The organism is Bradyrhizobium guangdongense (assembly GCF_004114975.1).
Taxonomy (GTDB): domain Bacteria; phylum Pseudomonadota; class Alphaproteobacteria; order Rhizobiales; family Xanthobacteraceae; genus Bradyrhizobium; species Bradyrhizobium guangdongense.
In genome coordinates, this window is record NZ_CP030052.1 from 540,989 (window position 1) to 557,254 (window position 16,266).

Annotated in this window: 13 protein-coding genes; 10 read left to right on the top strand and 3 right to left on the bottom strand. The window is 58.0% G+C overall.

Going from position 1 to position 16,266, the window contains the following annotated elements; all coding sequences use genetic code 11:
- Positions 1-87 precede the first annotated feature (87 nt).
- The 7 genes from X265_RS38165 to X265_RS38195 all read left to right on the top strand — a co-directional run bounded on the left by X265_RS38165 (position 88) and on the right by X265_RS38195 (position 7,572).
- Positions 88-2,151 (top strand): hydantoinase/oxoprolinase family protein, encoded by a 2,064-nt coding sequence (locus X265_RS38165; RefSeq protein ID WP_128930089.1) that lies wholly within the window; start codon positions 88-90, stop codon positions 2,149-2,151.
- Positions 2,148-3,809: a hydantoinase B/oxoprolinase family protein gene (locus X265_RS38170; RefSeq protein ID WP_128955152.1), complete on the top strand. Its 1,662-nt coding sequence runs from the start codon at positions 2,148-2,150 to the stop codon at positions 3,807-3,809. Before X265_RS38165 ends, X265_RS38170 begins: the two co-directional genes overlap by 4 nt.
- Before the next feature lie 14 nt (positions 3,810-3,823).
- Complete coding sequence (locus X265_RS38175; protein ID WP_128930091.1) at positions 3,824-4,183, top strand: DUF4286 family protein; 360 nt, start codon at positions 3,824-3,826, stop codon at positions 4,181-4,183.
- Between the two features lie 152 nt (positions 4,184-4,335).
- Positions 4,336-5,592: an MFS transporter gene (locus tag X265_RS38180; protein ID WP_245477392.1), complete on the top strand. Its 1,257-nt coding sequence runs from the start codon at positions 4,336-4,338 to the stop codon at positions 5,590-5,592.
- 71 nt (positions 5,593-5,663) lie between these two features.
- Entirely contained in the window at positions 5,664-6,299 is a 636-nt protein-coding gene (locus X265_RS38185; protein WP_128930093.1) for an RraA family protein, read from the top strand.
- A 21-nt stretch (positions 6,300-6,320) separates the two neighbouring features.
- Positions 6,321-6,695, top strand: coding sequence for a cupin domain-containing protein (locus tag X265_RS38190; RefSeq protein WP_128930094.1), 375 nt, complete (start codon positions 6,321-6,323; stop codon positions 6,693-6,695).
- A 67-nt stretch (positions 6,696-6,762) separates the two neighbouring features.
- A complete protein-coding gene (locus tag X265_RS38195; protein WP_128930095.1) occupies positions 6,763-7,572 on the top strand; it encodes an alpha/beta fold hydrolase in 810 nt (269 codons plus the stop codon).
- Positions 7,573-7,645: 73 nt separating this feature from the next.
- Here the strand turns inward: X265_RS38195 and X265_RS38200 are convergent, their stop codons facing one another.
- Entirely contained in the window at positions 7,646-8,593 is a 948-nt protein-coding gene (locus X265_RS38200) for an AEC family transporter (RefSeq protein WP_128930096.1), read from the bottom strand.
- A gap of 337 nt (positions 8,594-8,930) precedes the next feature.
- Entirely contained in the window at positions 8,931-9,386 is a 456-nt protein-coding gene (locus X265_RS38205) for a MarR family winged helix-turn-helix transcriptional regulator (RefSeq protein ID WP_128930097.1), read from the bottom strand.
- Positions 9,387-9,511: 125 nt separating this feature from the next.
- On the opposite strand from X265_RS38205, the gene X265_RS38210 reads away from it, so the two are divergent.
- Positions 9,512-10,720: an ABC transporter substrate-binding protein gene (locus X265_RS38210; RefSeq protein ID WP_128930098.1), complete on the top strand. Its 1,209-nt coding sequence runs from the start codon at positions 9,512-9,514 to the stop codon at positions 10,718-10,720.
- Positions 10,721-10,734: 14 nt separating this feature from the next.
- On the top strand, positions 10,735-11,913 hold the full coding sequence (locus X265_RS38215) for a cytochrome P450 (RefSeq protein WP_128930099.1): 1,179 nt from the start codon (positions 10,735-10,737) through the stop codon (positions 11,911-11,913).
- Positions 11,914-12,589: 676 nt separating this feature from the next.
- Here the strand turns inward: X265_RS38215 and X265_RS38220 are convergent.
- Positions 12,590-14,398: a putative bifunctional diguanylate cyclase/phosphodiesterase gene (locus X265_RS38220; RefSeq protein WP_128930100.1), complete on the bottom strand. Its 1,809-nt coding sequence runs from the start codon at positions 14,396-14,398 to the stop codon at positions 12,590-12,592.
- Positions 14,399-14,596: 198 nt separating this feature from the next.
- Between X265_RS38220 and X265_RS38225 the strand changes: the two genes are divergently transcribed.
- Positions 14,597-16,039, top strand: coding sequence for a sigma-54 dependent transcriptional regulator (locus tag X265_RS38225; RefSeq protein ID WP_128930101.1), 1,443 nt, complete (start codon positions 14,597-14,599; stop codon positions 16,037-16,039).
- Positions 16,040-16,266: the final 227 nt, after the last annotated feature.

A 16,266-nucleotide genomic window follows, 5' to 3' on the forward strand; every position in this document is an offset into this window, starting at 1 on the left:
CTCCCTTAAAGCTGGATTGCCCAAACGGTAATTCGGCTGTCACCCCATAGTCGCTAATCCTACCAAATCCTGAATTTGGAGGAGCGGATGCGTTTAGGCGCCGATATTGGGGGAACTTTCACAGATATCGTCCTGGTCGACGATGAGACCGGTTTATTTCGGCTCGGTAAGGTCCTGACAACTCCAGATCAGCCTGACAATGGCGTAATCAATGGAATTAAGCAGGTCATCAACGGTGATGCAGGCCAAGTTTCGCATGTTGTGCATGGGACGACGCTTTTCACCAACGCGCTGATCGAGAGAAAGGGGGCGCTGACCGCTCTCGTCACGACCCGCGGATTCCGCGATGCCGTCGAAATTGCGCGCGAGCACCGCTACGACATGTACGACCTTCGGCTGCGTCGTCCCGCCCCGATTGCCCGGCGGCGTCACCGGTTTGAGATTGCCGAGCGAATTCTGTCGGATGGAACAATCCGCCAGGCCCCCAACGAAGACGACGTCGCGCGCATCGCCGAGGAGATGCGCAGAATAGGCATCGAAGCGGTTGCCGTCAGTCTCATCAACGCCTACGTTTGTCCGGATCACGAGCGCATCGTTGGCCGCATCCTACGGGAAAAGCTCCCCGGCGTTGCGATAACTCTCTCCAGCGACATCTCCCCGGAAATCAGGGAATTCGAGCGTTCGACGACGGCGCTCTGCAATGTCTATGTCAAGAGCATCGCCGAGAAATATCTGACGCGGCTCGAAGCGCGTACGCGCGACGAGCTCAGCGATGCAGCCGGTCTTTATGTGATGCAATCGAATGGCGGTCTGCTCACCGCCAGCCAAGCCATCGAAGCGCCGATCCGTCTTGTTGAGTCGGGACCTGCGGCCGGCGCGTTGGCTGCGGCACATTATGCCAAGTCACTCGGACTTTCAGACGTGCTCTCTTTTGACATGGGCGGCACCACCGCCAAGGCCTGCCTCATCGTCGATGGCGAGCCTCTGCTGGCCCCGGAATTCGAGGTCGATCGGCAATATCAGTTCAAGAAAGGCAGCGGTCTCCCAGTCAAGGTGCCCGTCATCGAAATGATCGAGATCGGCACGGGCGGCGGTTCGATCGCGCAGATCGATGCACTCGGCCGCCTCAAGGTCGGGCCGCATAGCGCCGGATCCGTGCCAGGACCTGCCTGCTACGGGGCGGGCGGGGAACGACCAACGGTCACTGATGCCGATCTGCTGCTCGGTTACCTCAATGCAGGCTTCTTCCTCGGCGGAGATATGAAGCTCGACAAGACCGCCGCAGAACGTGCCATTAACGAACAAGTCGGGGCCTCGCTTGATCTCGACACGATAGCCGCAGCCTGGGGAATCCATCAACTGGCAAACGAAGCAATGGCTTCTGCTGCACGCATCCACGCCATCGAGCGGGGGCGCACCATTTCCCAGTTTCCGATGTTTGCGTTTGGTGGCGCGGGGCCGGTTCACGCCTACGGCGTCGCGCGCGTCCTGAAGTTGCCGAAGATCATCTATCCGTTCGGTGCGGGCGTCATGTCGGCCGTCGGCTTCCTCACCGCGCCACTGGCATTTGACTTTGTGCGATCAAGCCCGGCACGGCTGGAACAACTGGATTGGGGCGCAGTCAATCGGTCTCTCAAAGAAATGGAGGAGGAGGGGCGAAGCCGTCTTGCTCATTCAATGGGTGATCGAGAGGTCTCGTTCCGTCGCTGGGCCGATATGCGCTACCGCAAGCAAGGCTTTGACATCCGTGTGCCGATTCCCTCCGGTAAACTTGGGCCAGACAGCATCGCGGAAATCACCGCTTCGTTCGAGCGGGTCTACACCGAACTCTACGGACATACCGTACCCAACACGCCAATCGACGTGATGTCATGGCGAGTGGTCGCATCGGGGCCCAAGCCTGACTTCAAGCTACCGGTCAATACGTCGAAGTCCGACGGTCCACTCAAGGGCTCCAGAAAGATCTACGTCCCTGACGCAGGACTCATCGACGTGCCGGTCTACGACCGTTATCGCCTTGGAGCCGGTGATCGCCTGCAGGGGCCAGCCATCATCGAAGAACGTGAATCGACCGTTGTTATCAACGGACCCGGCGAAATTAGCGTCGATCAGAACCGTAATCTCATTGTCGATCTCGAGGTGGCCCGATGAGCGCCAAGGAACTGGACCCCATTACGCTCGATATCATGTGGGGGCGGCTCATTGCCGCCGTGAACGAGCAGGCCGCGGCCCTGATGCGTTCGTCCTTTACGTCCATCGTCCGGGACGCCGAAGACCTTTCTGCGTGCGTGTTCGATCGCCGCGGCCGGATGGTGGCCCAATCGGTCACGGGCTCGCCGGGGCACATCAATTCCATGGCGACAGGAATGGAACACATCTTGAAGACGTTTCCGCTGGATACGCTCCAGCCCGGGGACGTCATCATCACGAATGATCCTTGGATTACGGTCTCTCAGCTTCACGACATCACGATTGCAACGCCCGTATTCCACAATGGGCGAGTCGTTGCGCTTTTTGCAAACTGCTGTCACGCGCTCGATATCGGCGGCAGGGGGCTGTCGTGTGATGCCCGCTCCGTCTATGAGGAGGGTCTCTTCATCCCGATCATGAAGTTGCATTCGAAAGGAGAACCCGTCGAAGCCGTTTATCGGCTGATCGCGGCCAACGTGCGGACCCCCGATGAAGTGATTGGCGATATTCATGCACAGATCACCGCGAACGAAGTCGGAGCAAAGCAGCTCAAGTCTTTCCTCGAAGAGTTCGATCTTGCGGATATCGAAGGGGTGGCAGACGCCATCGTCGCGCGCACCGAAAGGGCGATGAGAGCCGCCATTACGGCTCTGCCCAACGGATCGCATCCGTTCAAGATCACCATTGACGGGTTCGACAAGCCGATCGAGATTCAGGCCAAGGTCACTATCAAGGACGATGAGGTCATCGTCGACTATGAAGGGTCTTCCTCAACGGTTGATCTCGGTATCAACGTCGGTTTCAATTATACCGTTGCTTACACCACCTATGGCGTGAAGTGCGCAATTGCGCCAGACGTGCCCAATAACGCCGGTTCGTTCACGCCGATACGCACGATCGCCGCCGTCGGGTCAATCCTCAACGCTCAGCATCCTGCTGCCGTCGCTGGCCGTCATACGGTCGGTCACTTCCTCCCTTCAGCCATCATGGGCGCGTTGTCAGGTATCCTGCCGGATAAGGTGATGGCACCCGGCGCCGACAGTCTCTGGAATACGCATATCAGCGGCTTCGATAAGCGCGACAATCAGTTCTTCTCGTACACTTGGTTCTCTACCGGCGGAACTGGCGCCCTCAAGGGACTCGATGGCCTCTCGGCCACCTCCTATCCAAGCGGTGTCGCCGGTGTGCCCGTGGAAATCATCGAAGCTTTGACGCCTCTGGTCGTACGGCAAAGAGCGCTTCGACCTGACTCCGGCGGAGCCGGCGAACATCGTGGTGGCTTGGGCCAGACAATGGAAGTCGAGGTTCTGACCGAGAAGCCCTATCTCTTCTCAGGCATGTACGATCGATGTCACTATCCAGCACCAGGTTTGTACGATGGCAAATCCGGCGCGACCGGTTCGATCGCCAGTTCGAATGGCGAGGAGGTCCGCCCCAAGCTGAGCCGCATGTTGCCGCCAGATACGGTTTTAACGCTCTCGCTACCCGGCGGCGGCGGATTCGGTGACGTTAAACGTCGGGACCGGGAGGCGATCCTCAACGACGTGCTGGACGGTTACGTAACGCCGGAGGCGGCGAAACGTGACTACGGCTTTGAATACACTCCTCCTCACAAGTAGCAACGGAGCGCTTGATGCCGATCCAATCCCGCTTTGTCCTGATTGCTTCAATGGACGTCGATCCTGCGCACGAAGATCTCTTCAACGAGGTGTACGATGGGGAACATGTCCCGCATCTCCTGAAAGTGCCAGGGGTTCACAGCGTTACGCGCGTCAAAGGAGTTCCCTTCGCGTTCGCCATTGCCAACGGCATCAAGGATATGCCGGCGCCCAAGCCGATCTATACGGCCATTTATGAGATTGACCATCCGGACGTCTTGAAGAGCGCCGAATGGGCAAAGGCAGTCGAGGCGGGCAGATGGGCAAGCGAAGTGAGGCCGCATACCCGCAATAGGCACCACGCTGTCTATCAGAGGCAATCCACTAGCCCATAGAGCACAATCACCAATCAAACGTCGTGACGCTTGCCGGGGCGCCAACGACGGGCAGATCAAATGATAACGCGCAGGAGATAGGGATGACGACAAGCGCAGAGACGACATTGACGCCGCAGCTCGACACTGTCGGCCCAAGCACGGCAGGAAAGATGACGCGGCTTGCACTCGCCAGCATGGTGGGTACCTCGCTGGAATGGTACGAGTTCGTAATCTACAATTCCATGGCAGCTCTGATCTTCAATAAGCTCTTTTTCCCGTCATTTGATCCGATTGTCGGTACAATTCTTGCGTTTTCGACTTATGCCGTAGGTTACATCTCGCGTCCCATCGGCGGAATTATCTTCGGTCGCCTCGGAGATAAGGTCGGGCGTCGTGCCGTCCTCGTCTATACGCTCGCTTTGATGGGCATTTCTACCCTGGCGATGGGCTTGCTGCCTACGTACGGGAGCATCGGAATCGCCGCGCCCCTGCTGCTCGTTAGTCTCAGGACCATTCAGGGCATCGCGCTCGGTGGCGAGTGGGCTGGCGCCATCCTTCTTTCCGTGGAGCATGGCAAGCCACAAAATCGCGGGCTCAATGCGTCGTGGACGCAAGTCGGCCCCTCTGCCGGTACTCTTCTCGCCGCAGGGGCCATCGCCGTCACGACGACGCTGCTGAATGAGGCCGATTTCCTGTCCTGGGGCTGGCGCCTTCCGTTTCTGGCCAGCACCGTGCTGGTGTTCTTCGGATTCTGGATCCGCTGGAGCGTTGAGGAAACACCCCACTTCCATCAGCTGCAGGCCGGCCATGCGACGACCAAGGCGCCGGTTGCCGAGGTCCTGAGGGACCATTGGCGCAACCTGTTAGTGGCCGGTAGCGTTCGAATCGGTTCGGACGTGGTGTATGGACTGCTTGCCGTATTCACCTTGACGTATGTCACTCAGAAGCTGGGTTTGAGCCGCACATTGGCCCTGACCGCTGTTCTGATCGGCGCCGGCGTGCATGCCATATCCGTTCCCCTGCTTGCGGCGCTCTCTGACCGGATTGGTCGACGCACTGTCTATGGGCTCGGTGCTCTGGCATCTATCATCGGCAGCTTCCTCCTGTTCGGCTTGTTCGATACAAAATCACCAGCCATCATCATTGCCGCAGTTTCAGTCGGCATGGTGTTTCAAGCCGCGATGTTTGGTCCGCAAGGTGCTTTCGTCACTGAGCAGTTTCCAACACGTGTGCGATACACGGGGTCCTCGCTCGCCTACACCTTCGCAGGTGTCCTCGGTGGCGGTTTTGCCCCGCTGATCTTCGCCACCTTGTTGAGAGAGTATCCCGACACGTATGCGATTCCAGCCTACGTGACCGGAGCCCTCGTCATCACGCTCATTGCTTTGTTGGCAGCAACGGAAAAAGCCGGCCGCGAGATCGATTAGCCACCTTGTGCGATTTGGCGCCGCACATTTGCGATGCGGCGCCAGATCGCCGGATTGACCGGATGTGAACCATGAACGTCAAAACCGCGCTTGCCAGCGTGCCAAAGCCGCCTTCCGCTCTCATTGAAGCCTTCAAAGATGCCCCCACTTCGGTCATCTCGGACAATCTCGACCGATTGGCGGGTGCTGTTGGCTTGAGGCCATTCCATCGTTCCGGACGGTTGGTCGGAACGGCTTTCACCGTGCGGACGCGTCCTGGAGACAACCTCGCAATTCACAAGGCGCTTGAACTGGTCGGCCCCGGGGATGTCATCGTCGTGGACGGAGGCGGCGACGAGACGCGGGCACTGGTGGGTGAGATCATGAAGAATATCGCAGAAGAGAGGGGAGCTGCCGGCTATGTAATCGACGGCGCCATCCGAGACGTCGCGGCCTTCAGCGGTTCGGATTTCCCCTGCTTTGCCCGCGCAGTGACCCACCGCGGCCCCTATAAAAGTGGCCCAGGCTGCATCAACGTGCCAGTGTCGATCGGTGGGTCACCGATCGCCCCTGGCGACATCGTCGTTGGCGATGAGGATGGCGTTGTATCCTTTCCGGCCGCGATGGCAGATTCCCTGATTGAGGCTGTTCGTGCCCAGATCGCGCGCGAAGAGGAGACCATGAAGGCTATTCGCGAGGGGCGTTACGAGGGCTCTTACGGACGGTAGTAACCAGAACCAGAGGACGACATGACTGACCAGAAAAAGGAATTTCACAATCTTGATACACCGGATGACGGCTTGCTTCGCGAGCTGGCGCCCGGACTCACCACGCGCATCTTTTCGGGCGAACACGCGATGCTCTCGGTGGTGAGCTTCGCACCGCACGCCGAAGGCGTGCTCCATCATCATCCTGAGGAACAATGGGGCGTGCTGCTGGACGGCACTGCCATTAGGATTCAGGGAGGGGAGGAGATCCCTGTGCGCAAGGGCGACTTCTGGCGTACGCCCGGCAACGTCCCTCACACCATGCGAGCTGGTCCCGAGGGCGCCCGTGTGCTCGACATCTTCAGCCCACCCCGGCCCGAATATAAGAAGCCGGGATCCGGGTTCGGACAGACTTAGCCAGTGGCCTGGCTCTTGCTGCAAAGCGAGAGCCAGCTTTGCCCGTTAACGCTTCAAAGGGAAAGCCGTGCCGGAAAACCGTGAACTGGCCTTGGTTCGGTTGCCGTCACAAGTTGATGGCGTCGAATTGAACCTGTCAGCGATTCATCGCGCCGGAAAAGCGGCGCCAATCGTCTTCCTGCACGGCTTCGGATCTACCAAAGAAGACTACGCTGACATCGTGCGCCACGAAGCTCTCGCGGCGCATCCGTTTCTCGCCTATGACGCACCGGGTTGCGGAGAGACGTATTGCGCGGATCTATCAGACATTTCAATTCCGTTCTTGTTAAAGACTGCGCAGCGCGTAATCGAGCATTTTAAGCTCGACCGATTTCATCTCGTTGGCCACTCCATGGGTGGTCTGACGGCACTTCTGCTCGCGCACAAGTATCCCCAACACGTACTCAGCTTCGTCAATATCGAGGGAAACATTGCGCCCGAGGACTGCTTCCTCAGCAGGCAGATCTTGCAATTTCCGGAGCAGAACGTGGAGCGGTTCTTCGCCGATTTTATCGACCGAACCCGGCATATGCCAGCCTATGCCAGCGCGCTCTACGCTTCCAGTCTTCATCACAAAGTGAGGGCGGCTGCGGTACCTGGAATATTCCGCTCGATGGTCGATCTGTCGGACAGTGGAAAGTTGATGCAAAAGTTTATCGGCCTTCGCTGCCCGAAGATGTTCATGTACGGCGAACAGAATGCGACGTTATCCTATCTCGGCCTGCTTCGCACAAATGGCGTACGCCTTACCGAGATTCCGGCGTGCGGCCATTTCCCGATGTATTCCAATCCGATCGCCATGTGGACGCAAATTGCAGCGTTCCTGGCTGACGTTTAGAGGTCCCGGCGATCGCTAAAGCGCTCACCGAGGCTGTGCGCAATGAGGCCTTCGGCGGCTGAACGCGGGGTTGCTATTCGAGTGGATTCATCAGCAAGATCGTAATGAGCAAAGGAAGCGTCACTGCCGACAAAAGCGTGCCTAAAGCAACCGCAGCAGACGTTGAGTTCGCCAGCAATTTGTACTGCGTGGCGAACAGGTACGCATTGGCCCCTGCCGGCATGGCCGCAAATAGAACGATGACGTCGCCAACCAAGGGCGGCAGATGTAGAACGGGAAAGGCCAGCGTCCAGGCAACAAGGGGCATGATGATGAGCTTCAGAAAGCACATGACCGCGAGGCTCAGTGCTTCTCCGCGGAGTTCGAATCGCATAAGGCCGACCCCCAGCGCGATCAGAGCTGCCGGAGACCCGGCTTGAGCGAGTTGCTCGCAAGTCCGATCTACCAGCGAATTCAGTCCTGCCCCGGTCATTCGCCAAAAGAAGCCAGCTGCAATCGCGATTATGATCGGATTGCGCAAAAGATCTAACAGGAGGCGAAGCACAAGTGCCCAAATCGAGGCGCCATCTTTCCGCTCGATCCAGGCGATCTGAAGTGTTCCGCTGAGCCATAACAACGGTGTGTTAATGGCAAGGATCAGCGCCATTGGCCCCGCCGCCTTCGGACCGAACGCCGTGAGCGCGAGCGGAATACCGAGCATCGCTATGTTGCCGTACACAGCGCTCGTGGCTGCGACAACGCCGGCCGCGGGCGTCACGCGAAGCAGGCGTGCCGACAGAGCTAGAGCGGCGATCCAGGTGAGGGCGACAGCGCCATAGTAGGCGCCCCATGCCAGCAAAGGATTCATAGCAGGAAATTGCGAGATGACGATGGTCCGGAAGAGAAGCGCTGGTATTGCAATCGAGAATGCGAACTCGGAAATGCCCTTCTGCGCACCTTCTGAAACCAGTCCGCTAACAGCTGCGGCGTAGCCCACAGCAATGAGCCCAAAGGTCGGAGCAACGATCGCAAGTACATTCATATCGGGGTTGACGAGCAGACTGATTGTGATGCCGACGATTAGTCCAGACCGGCGCCGCGGTCCACCCGAAATTCAATAGGCAGTCTGTTTGAATTTCGATGAAGCGCAGCGAGCGAAAAAGCGGTGAGGTGCACCTCGCTCTCGACCGCCTGGCACGCGGCTTCGTTCCAGCAGCAGACTAACTTCGATGTCGAGGCGCATGCGCATCAGCTCGCGCTAAGGCCAGTCGTGGCATCCTGGTGAACTTGGCGCGAGGATGCGCGCGCATCAGCCGCCTGATTGCGAATGGCCAATGTCTTCTCCTTGTAAACGATACGGTCAAGATTTGATTAAGAGTCTAAAAGGGGCAGATCCGATTTAGCAGGCCGATCAAAGTGGATCGCTCCGTTTCATTAAGGGGAGCAAGCATTCGGCGGTTATAGGGCGCCGTGAGCCGGACGGCGTCCCTCATCAATTTCTCGCCTTTCGACGTCAATGTGATCTCAATCGCACGCCGGTCGATTTTGGACCGGCTTCGCTTCACCAGACCCGCGTCCTCGAGCTGGTGCAGAATTTTTGTCAAATTCGGGAGTTGAAGCCGCAACAGTGCTGCGATGCTACTCGGAACGACCCCCGGGTTGTCCCGCACCAGCATGAGGATTGCGTAGGTCGCAGGCGTCAGTCCGAGCTCGGCGAAGGTCTCATAGAAGCCGTCGAAGAACTTCAACTGGATCAATCGGATCACGAAGCCCGGGACGTTGCGAAGTGCGGCCAAATCGAGCTGCTTCTCTGCCGCCGTTGTTGCTATTGTCATTAGCTCCCCTGGGTCATCCACGTTCGCATCTATCATGACGCATGCCGAATTGACATCGCCCAATATACTTATAAAATATAAGTATTATGCGGCTGAGACCGCAACGGTAGCCGGGAGGAGTATCCATGAGGGTGACAAGCCTATTGGCGACGTGCGTCTCCTTGCTTGCGCTGATTTGCGGATCGGCCGATGCGCAGGAAACGGTGAAGCTCGGCGTTCTCAATGACCAGTCCGGAGCATTTGCAAGCTATCAGGGCATTGGGTCCGTCATCGCGGCTCAATTGGCTGTCGAGGATTATGGCGGAAAGGCTGGCGGCAGGCAGGTCGAAGTCGTCAGTGCGGATCACCAGAACAAGTCGGACACCGGCGTCAACATCGCGCGTCGCTGGTATGAGAATGAGGGCGTCGATGCAATCTTCGACGTCCCCAACTCGGCGATTGCGCTGGCAGTCGCGGGGATGAGCGCCGAAAAGAACAAGGTGTTCGTCGGCTCTGGCGCCGGTACGGCATTGTTGACTGGAGAAAAGTGTACGCCGAATACGGTGCACTGGACTTACGACACCTATGCTTATGGCCGCGGGCTCGGCAAGACCATCGTCGAGCAGGGCGGCAAAAAGTGGTTCTTCATCACGGCCGATTATGCCTTCGGCCACGATCTGGAGAAGCAGGCGTCCGAATCGGTCAAGGCATCCGGGGGACAGGTCCTCGGAGCCGTCCGTCATCCCCTCGGGACGGCCGACTTCGCCTCGTTCCTGCTGCAGGCGCAGGCTTCCGGCGCCGACATCATCGGTATCGCCAACGCCGGCGACGATACGATCACTTCGATGAAGCAGGCCGCCGAGTTCGGCCTGACCAAAGATCACAAACTGGTCGGTCTGATTCTGGGCATGAACGGCATTCCGTCTCTCGGGCTGCAATTCGCCCAAGGCGCCCAAATCATGAATCCGTTCTACTGGGACCTCAACGAGGCCACCCGGTCCTTCGCCAAGCGCTTCTCGGAGCGCATCCCATCCAAGGCCTATCCCAACGACATGCAAGCCGGCGTCTACGCTGGCGTCATTCACTACCTGAAGGCCGTCGACAAGGTCGGTGGCGCGAAAGACGGTAGGGCGGTCGTTGCCGCCATGAAGGAGCTTCCGACCGACGATTCCTTGTTCGGCAAAGGTTTCATCCGCAAGGACGGACGTAAGATCCATCCGCTCTATCTCCTCCAGGTCAAATCGCCCGACCAGTCGAAATCCAAGTGGGACCTCCTGAAGGTTGTCGGGATCATCAAGGGCGAAGATGCCTTCAGACCCGAGAACGAGGGCAATTGTCCTCTCAGCAAACAATAAGTCGAGGGGCCGCCATGAGCCAGTTTGCTTCTACTCGGATCGATCCGTTCGCTGATGAGGTGCTGAGGGATCCGTATCCGGCGTACCAGACCTTTCGCGAACTGGGACCGGTGTTCAGGATCGAGCCGTACGACATCTGGGCCATGGCGCGGTATGAGCAGGTTGATTCCACGCTCAAGGATTGGCAGACCTTCATCAGCGGAGAGGGCGTCGGCCTAAAGGGTATGAACCCAGCGCTGCCCCGGCCGATGACGCTACAGATCGACCCGCCCGATCACGAGAAGGGACGCCGAATCCTCGCCCGGACCATGTCACCGGGCGTAGCGAAGAACCTGCGCGACACCTTTCAGAAGGAGGCCGAGAGGAAAATCGGCGAGCTCGTCGAGCGGGGGACCTTCGACGCGATGACAGATCTGGCCATAGCTTATCCCCTAAAGGTGTTCCCCGACGCCATTGGCGTCTCAGAGGAGGGACGCGAGAACCTGCTTGCCTGGAGCACGTTCGTCTTCAACAGCTTCGGACCGGATAATCACATTCTCGCCAGATCTCGTGATCCAGGGCTGACCGCGCAGAAATGGATCATGGACCGTTGCGCACGCAGCGCGCTCAGACCCGATGGCATTGGAACGATGATCTACGAAGCTGCTGATGCAGGTGAGATTACTGAACACGAGGCCACGCATTTGGTCCGGCCATTCCTAACTGCGGGTGTCGACACGACGATCAATGGACTGGGGAATACCTTGCTTGCACTCGCAAGCCATCCAATGCAATTCGCCAAACTACACGAGCGCCCGGCACTCGCCCGCAATGCGTTTGAGGAAGGGCTACGCTATGATTCACCTGTGCAGACCTTCTTCCGCACCACCTCGCGTGAAGTGGAAATGGCGGGCGATATCATACCAGCGAGGACCAAAGTGCTGGTCTTCATGGCATCCGCCAACCGTGATCCGGCTCGTTGGCAAGAGCCCGAGCGCTTCGATGTGGAGCGACCTGTAACAGGACATGTGGGCTTCGGCTCCGGCATTCATGCTTGTGTGGGCCAGATGATCGCACGCTTGGAGGGTGAGTTGGTTCTAACGGAACTTGCGAAGCGGGTAAAATCAATTGAACTCATTGCCGAACCCGAGCGCATGCTAAATAACACCCTTCGGGGGCTCAAAAGTATGCCAGTCCGCGTGACTGCTGCCTGAGCGACCAATGGTGGCACTGTCCGATCTTGAGACCACCATCATCGACAGAGCAATTCCCATGCTACCAACTAGGGTCGGCCGCGAGGCGGGCAAGCCGCAGTTGGTTTGCTGCCCTGTTCAACAGCGTAGCCTCTCAGGCCTTGAAACGTCGCAAGACTACCGTTTTCAGGAGGCGCCAAGTCAAGGACAGACAATCGGCAGAATTTCAGCGTTGGTGCCAAACGACAATGAGCGAGACGATCACGCACTTGTCCCGAATTGGGCTCGCGATGCATGCGGCCTGAGCAATACAAAGGCGCAGTGTCAGGTCAAAAAAGACGAGAGGGAGCTCCGCCAAAAGACCGGTTGTCTGCCCCCTCCCTGACTTGGCCGCCACAAGAGTGTAGGGAGGTCCTTTCAGGCATTCGGGCTTTCTAGAATAGCGTGAAAAGCTTCAAAGCCATGATCGGAGTAGGCAAGGCGTTTTGTTGCCTGAGGGCTGTTTTGTTCTCCTGATCTCCTCGTTGAGTCTCTCCTGCCAGCATGTAGACTAGCTTTGCCCCCAATGGCTACATCAGTAGCGGCCCGCCGCGGTGTTGGCGCGAACGGCTCGAAGTGTTAAGGTGCATCAAGACCTCAGCGGGTGGCTTCCGCTTTAAAATAGCCGAGGGGTTCTCGAACCTTGGGCAGCTCCAGATTAGGCAACAGCTTTCAGCTCCTCAATGACGCGGATCAGCTGCGCCGCAGGCTGGGGGTAAGCGATGAAGTAGCCTTGGGCTTGCGTGCAGCGTTGGTCACCAAGAATCCTAAGCTGCTCAGCTGTCTCAACCCCCTCAGCGACAATGGTCATGTCCAAGGCTTGCCCCAACTCGGAAATTGCCCTGACAATCGCCGCCGCGCTCGTCTCGCGGCTGAGATCCTGCACAAAGGATCGGTCGATCTTGATCTTGTCCAATGGGAAGCTCCGCAGATAGCTCAATGCGGAGTAGCCTGTGCCGAAGTCATCTATGGCGATGTGAACTCCTAGCACCCGCAACCTATTGAGAATGTCGCGCGTGATCTCTTCGTCGTGCAGCAGAATGCTCTCGGTAATCTCCAGTTCGAGACGAGACCCATGCAAGCCCGCAGCAGCCAGGGCGCGGGTCACGGACAGTTCCAAGGCTCCGCGCCTGAATTGAACAGACGACAGATTGACCGCAACTCTTACGTCTTGCGGCCATGATGCGGCATCGCGGCAGGCCTGCTGAAGCACCCAATCACCAATCGGAACGATGAGCCCTGTCTCTTCGGCGAGGGGAATAAAGGTCGTAGGGGGTATCGTCCCTTTTTGCGGATGATGCCAGCGTAAGAGCGCTTCGAACGTGACAATCTGCTTGGATTCGATATTCACGATGGGCTGATAAAACAGTTCGAACTCAGATCGTTGCAAAGCCTGGCGAAGGTCTACCTCGAGCTGCAGGCGCTCTTGCAAACGGACGTTCATTTCGTTCTGGAATATTCGATAGGTGCCGCGTCCATCGGACTTTGCCTGATAGAGCGCCACATCGGCATTCTTAATCACTTCGTCTGTTCCGTTTTCGGAGCATGCCGTGATATTTATGCCAATGCTCGTGCCAATCATCACCCGGTGTTCATCGAGGAAGTAGGGTTCGCCAATGGATGCGAGGATTCTCTCAGCGAGGCTGCTGGCGTCCTCAGGATCGGCGGCATCAACCCGCAGAATCGCGAACTCGTCCCCGCCAAGCCGAGCGACGAGGTCTGTCGTCTTGGCGCAAGATTTCAATCGCTGCGCCACCTCAAGCAGCAGGGCATCGCCAACGCCATGTCCAAGCGTATCATTGACGCTTTTGAAGCCATCAAGGTCCAGACACAAAATCGCAATGCGCTTGTGCCGCCCTCGTGTTCCAACCGCGCGCTCCACAAGCTCGTGAAAGCTGCGCCGGTTGGCCAGTCTTGTGAGGGGATCGTGGGCCGCCAGAAATGCAATTTGCGCCTCGTGCAGCTTGCGCTCGGTCACATTCCGGCAGGTGCCTCGATAACCCTGGAATTTACCCCTCGCAAATGTCGGATTGCCGTTGATCTCCAGCCAAAGCTCGTCCCCCGCACGTCCGTCCAAGCAGATTTCGAACCCCCGAAATGGCTTTCGATTGGAAAGAGCCTGCAGATATTCGATCCAGGATTTGCTCGCGAGCGGATTGATCCCCAAGGCCTCCGCCAACTTGATTCCAATTTGGCCGGCCGGCAGCCCGAGGTCTTCCTTGCCGCTTGTAATCGTCAGCTGGTCATCGGTTTCCCAGACGACCTCCGAAGAGGTATCAAGGAAATCGCTCAGGCGTTTGAGCTCGCGCCTCAAACGGTCATTGTCCAATCTAAGCTGCTCGAGCGGGCCGGCTTCGCCAGAGCGACATGATTCTAGCGGGCTAGGCTTTGCTGCAGTCAACCAACAGCGGACATCGTTCATGCAGCTTGCAAGCGCCGCCGCGATAAAGTTGACCGGAAATGCCATTTGCACTGCCCCCAAACAGCGAGGCCGCGATAGTAAGTGGGGGAAGCTGCGAAAAGGTTGCCGGCCTTTGGGGAATTGCGGCGGGGTTAATTGCGGGTTCACGGACCTGCCGAACCACTATGGACAGCGCAAGCCTCGCGAAGTTGATTTATCTTGCAGATATTGCTAACCTGCTTTGCATTTTGGAAAGAATGTTGCATGCGCGACCTGCAAACAGTGCTGATCATCGCGCGGAGCGGCCCTGAATGGGCTGCCATCGCAGACACCTTGTCAGACCAATACGACTACCGCGTTCTTTCCGCCGATTCGGTCGAAAATGCGAGGGCATCCCTGGCCGACGCCCAAGTAGACATTGCTCTCGTCGAGTATGGCGAAGGCAAAGGTCTGAAGTTCCTCGTTGATCTACGAGTATCTCATCCTGACGTGATCCGCATCCTGGCGCTCGAGGCCAAGACCGAGATCGGCCAACGGGAAATGGCGCCCGCCGGCATCTATCAGCTCATCCGTAAGCCGCTGGACGCCAACCAGATTGGACTTATGGTGGAGCGTGGCCTTGAGGCCCGTGAACTTGCCCGTCGACATCGCCTTCTTACACGAGAGTTCAAATTTCCAGCGAATGCCACAGGCATTCACGCAAGGCCCATTCTGCCGATGCAGCCGGAGAGCCGCCGTTTCGAAAAGCTCGTCTACGTCAGTGAAAAACTACACAACCTCAGCGAGCTCGCGCGAAAAGCAGCCAAAACGGAGCTGCCTATCTTGATTCAGGGGGCAACGGGGACGGGCAAAGAGCTTCTCGCTCGCGCCATTCATTACAACTCTGGCCGCCGCGACAGCCCGTTGCTGGTCCAAAACTGCGGGGGGATGTCCGATGAGCTCTTACAATCCGAGCTCTTTGGGCACAAGCGCGGCGCTTTTACGGGCGCTGTCTCAGACCGGCTGGGCCTTTTTCGCGCCGCGGACCGGGGAACGGTATTCCTCGATGAAATATCCGAGGTGTCTTCATCTTTTCAGGTGAGCCTGCTTCGTTTCCTGCAGGAGGGAGAGGTCAAGCCGCTCGGCTCCGACAAGATCGTCACCAGCAATGTCCGCATTATCGCTGCCTCCAACCGTCCTCTCCGCGCGTTGGTCGCCGCGGGCAAATTCCGACAGGATCTCTATTTCCGCCTGCGGGGATTCGAGCTGGAAGTTCCCTCGCTGAGTGATCGCCGAGAGGATATCCCGGTGCTAGCGGAGTTCTTTGCCGCCAAGCACAGCGAGGCGATGGGGCGCAAGATCCTTGGAATTTCTGCAGCCGTTCTCGAAAAGCTCTCCGCTTACGACTTTCCGGGAAACGTTCGAGAACTTGAGAACGAAATCCGCCGCATGGTGTCACTGACGGAGGAGGGGGAGTACGTCACCACCACGCACATGTCGCCCGCTATATTGGCGGCCCCGCCGCGCTCCCGCTTCAAGTCAGCCGGCGGGTACGAGCTGCGGGGCACCACCTTGAAAGAAAAGGTCGAATGCCTCGAAAAGCAAGTTGTCGCCGAAGTGCTGTCGCGGCATCGGTGGAATCAAAGCAAGGCTGCGAACGAACTTGGACTCTCGCGCGTTGGACTTTCCAACAAGATCAAGCGCTATAGCCTCGATGAGGCAGAGTGAGACAGCCGATGGTACGCAACGAAGATCAGTTTAAGAGGGATCCCTCACCCAACCTGGTGCGCTTCCCCCAGTCGCGAGTTTCGCCTGCTCGCAGGACGCCAGCAAAGGATCTCGGGCTGAGCCTGCTTTCCAGAAGGCTCGGTCTGCCGGAGCGCCAATTGACTGGACATTGGTGCAGCCGCTGCGAGGGCATCTGGTACGGTTATCTGCTCGAGGTCGATTGTCCT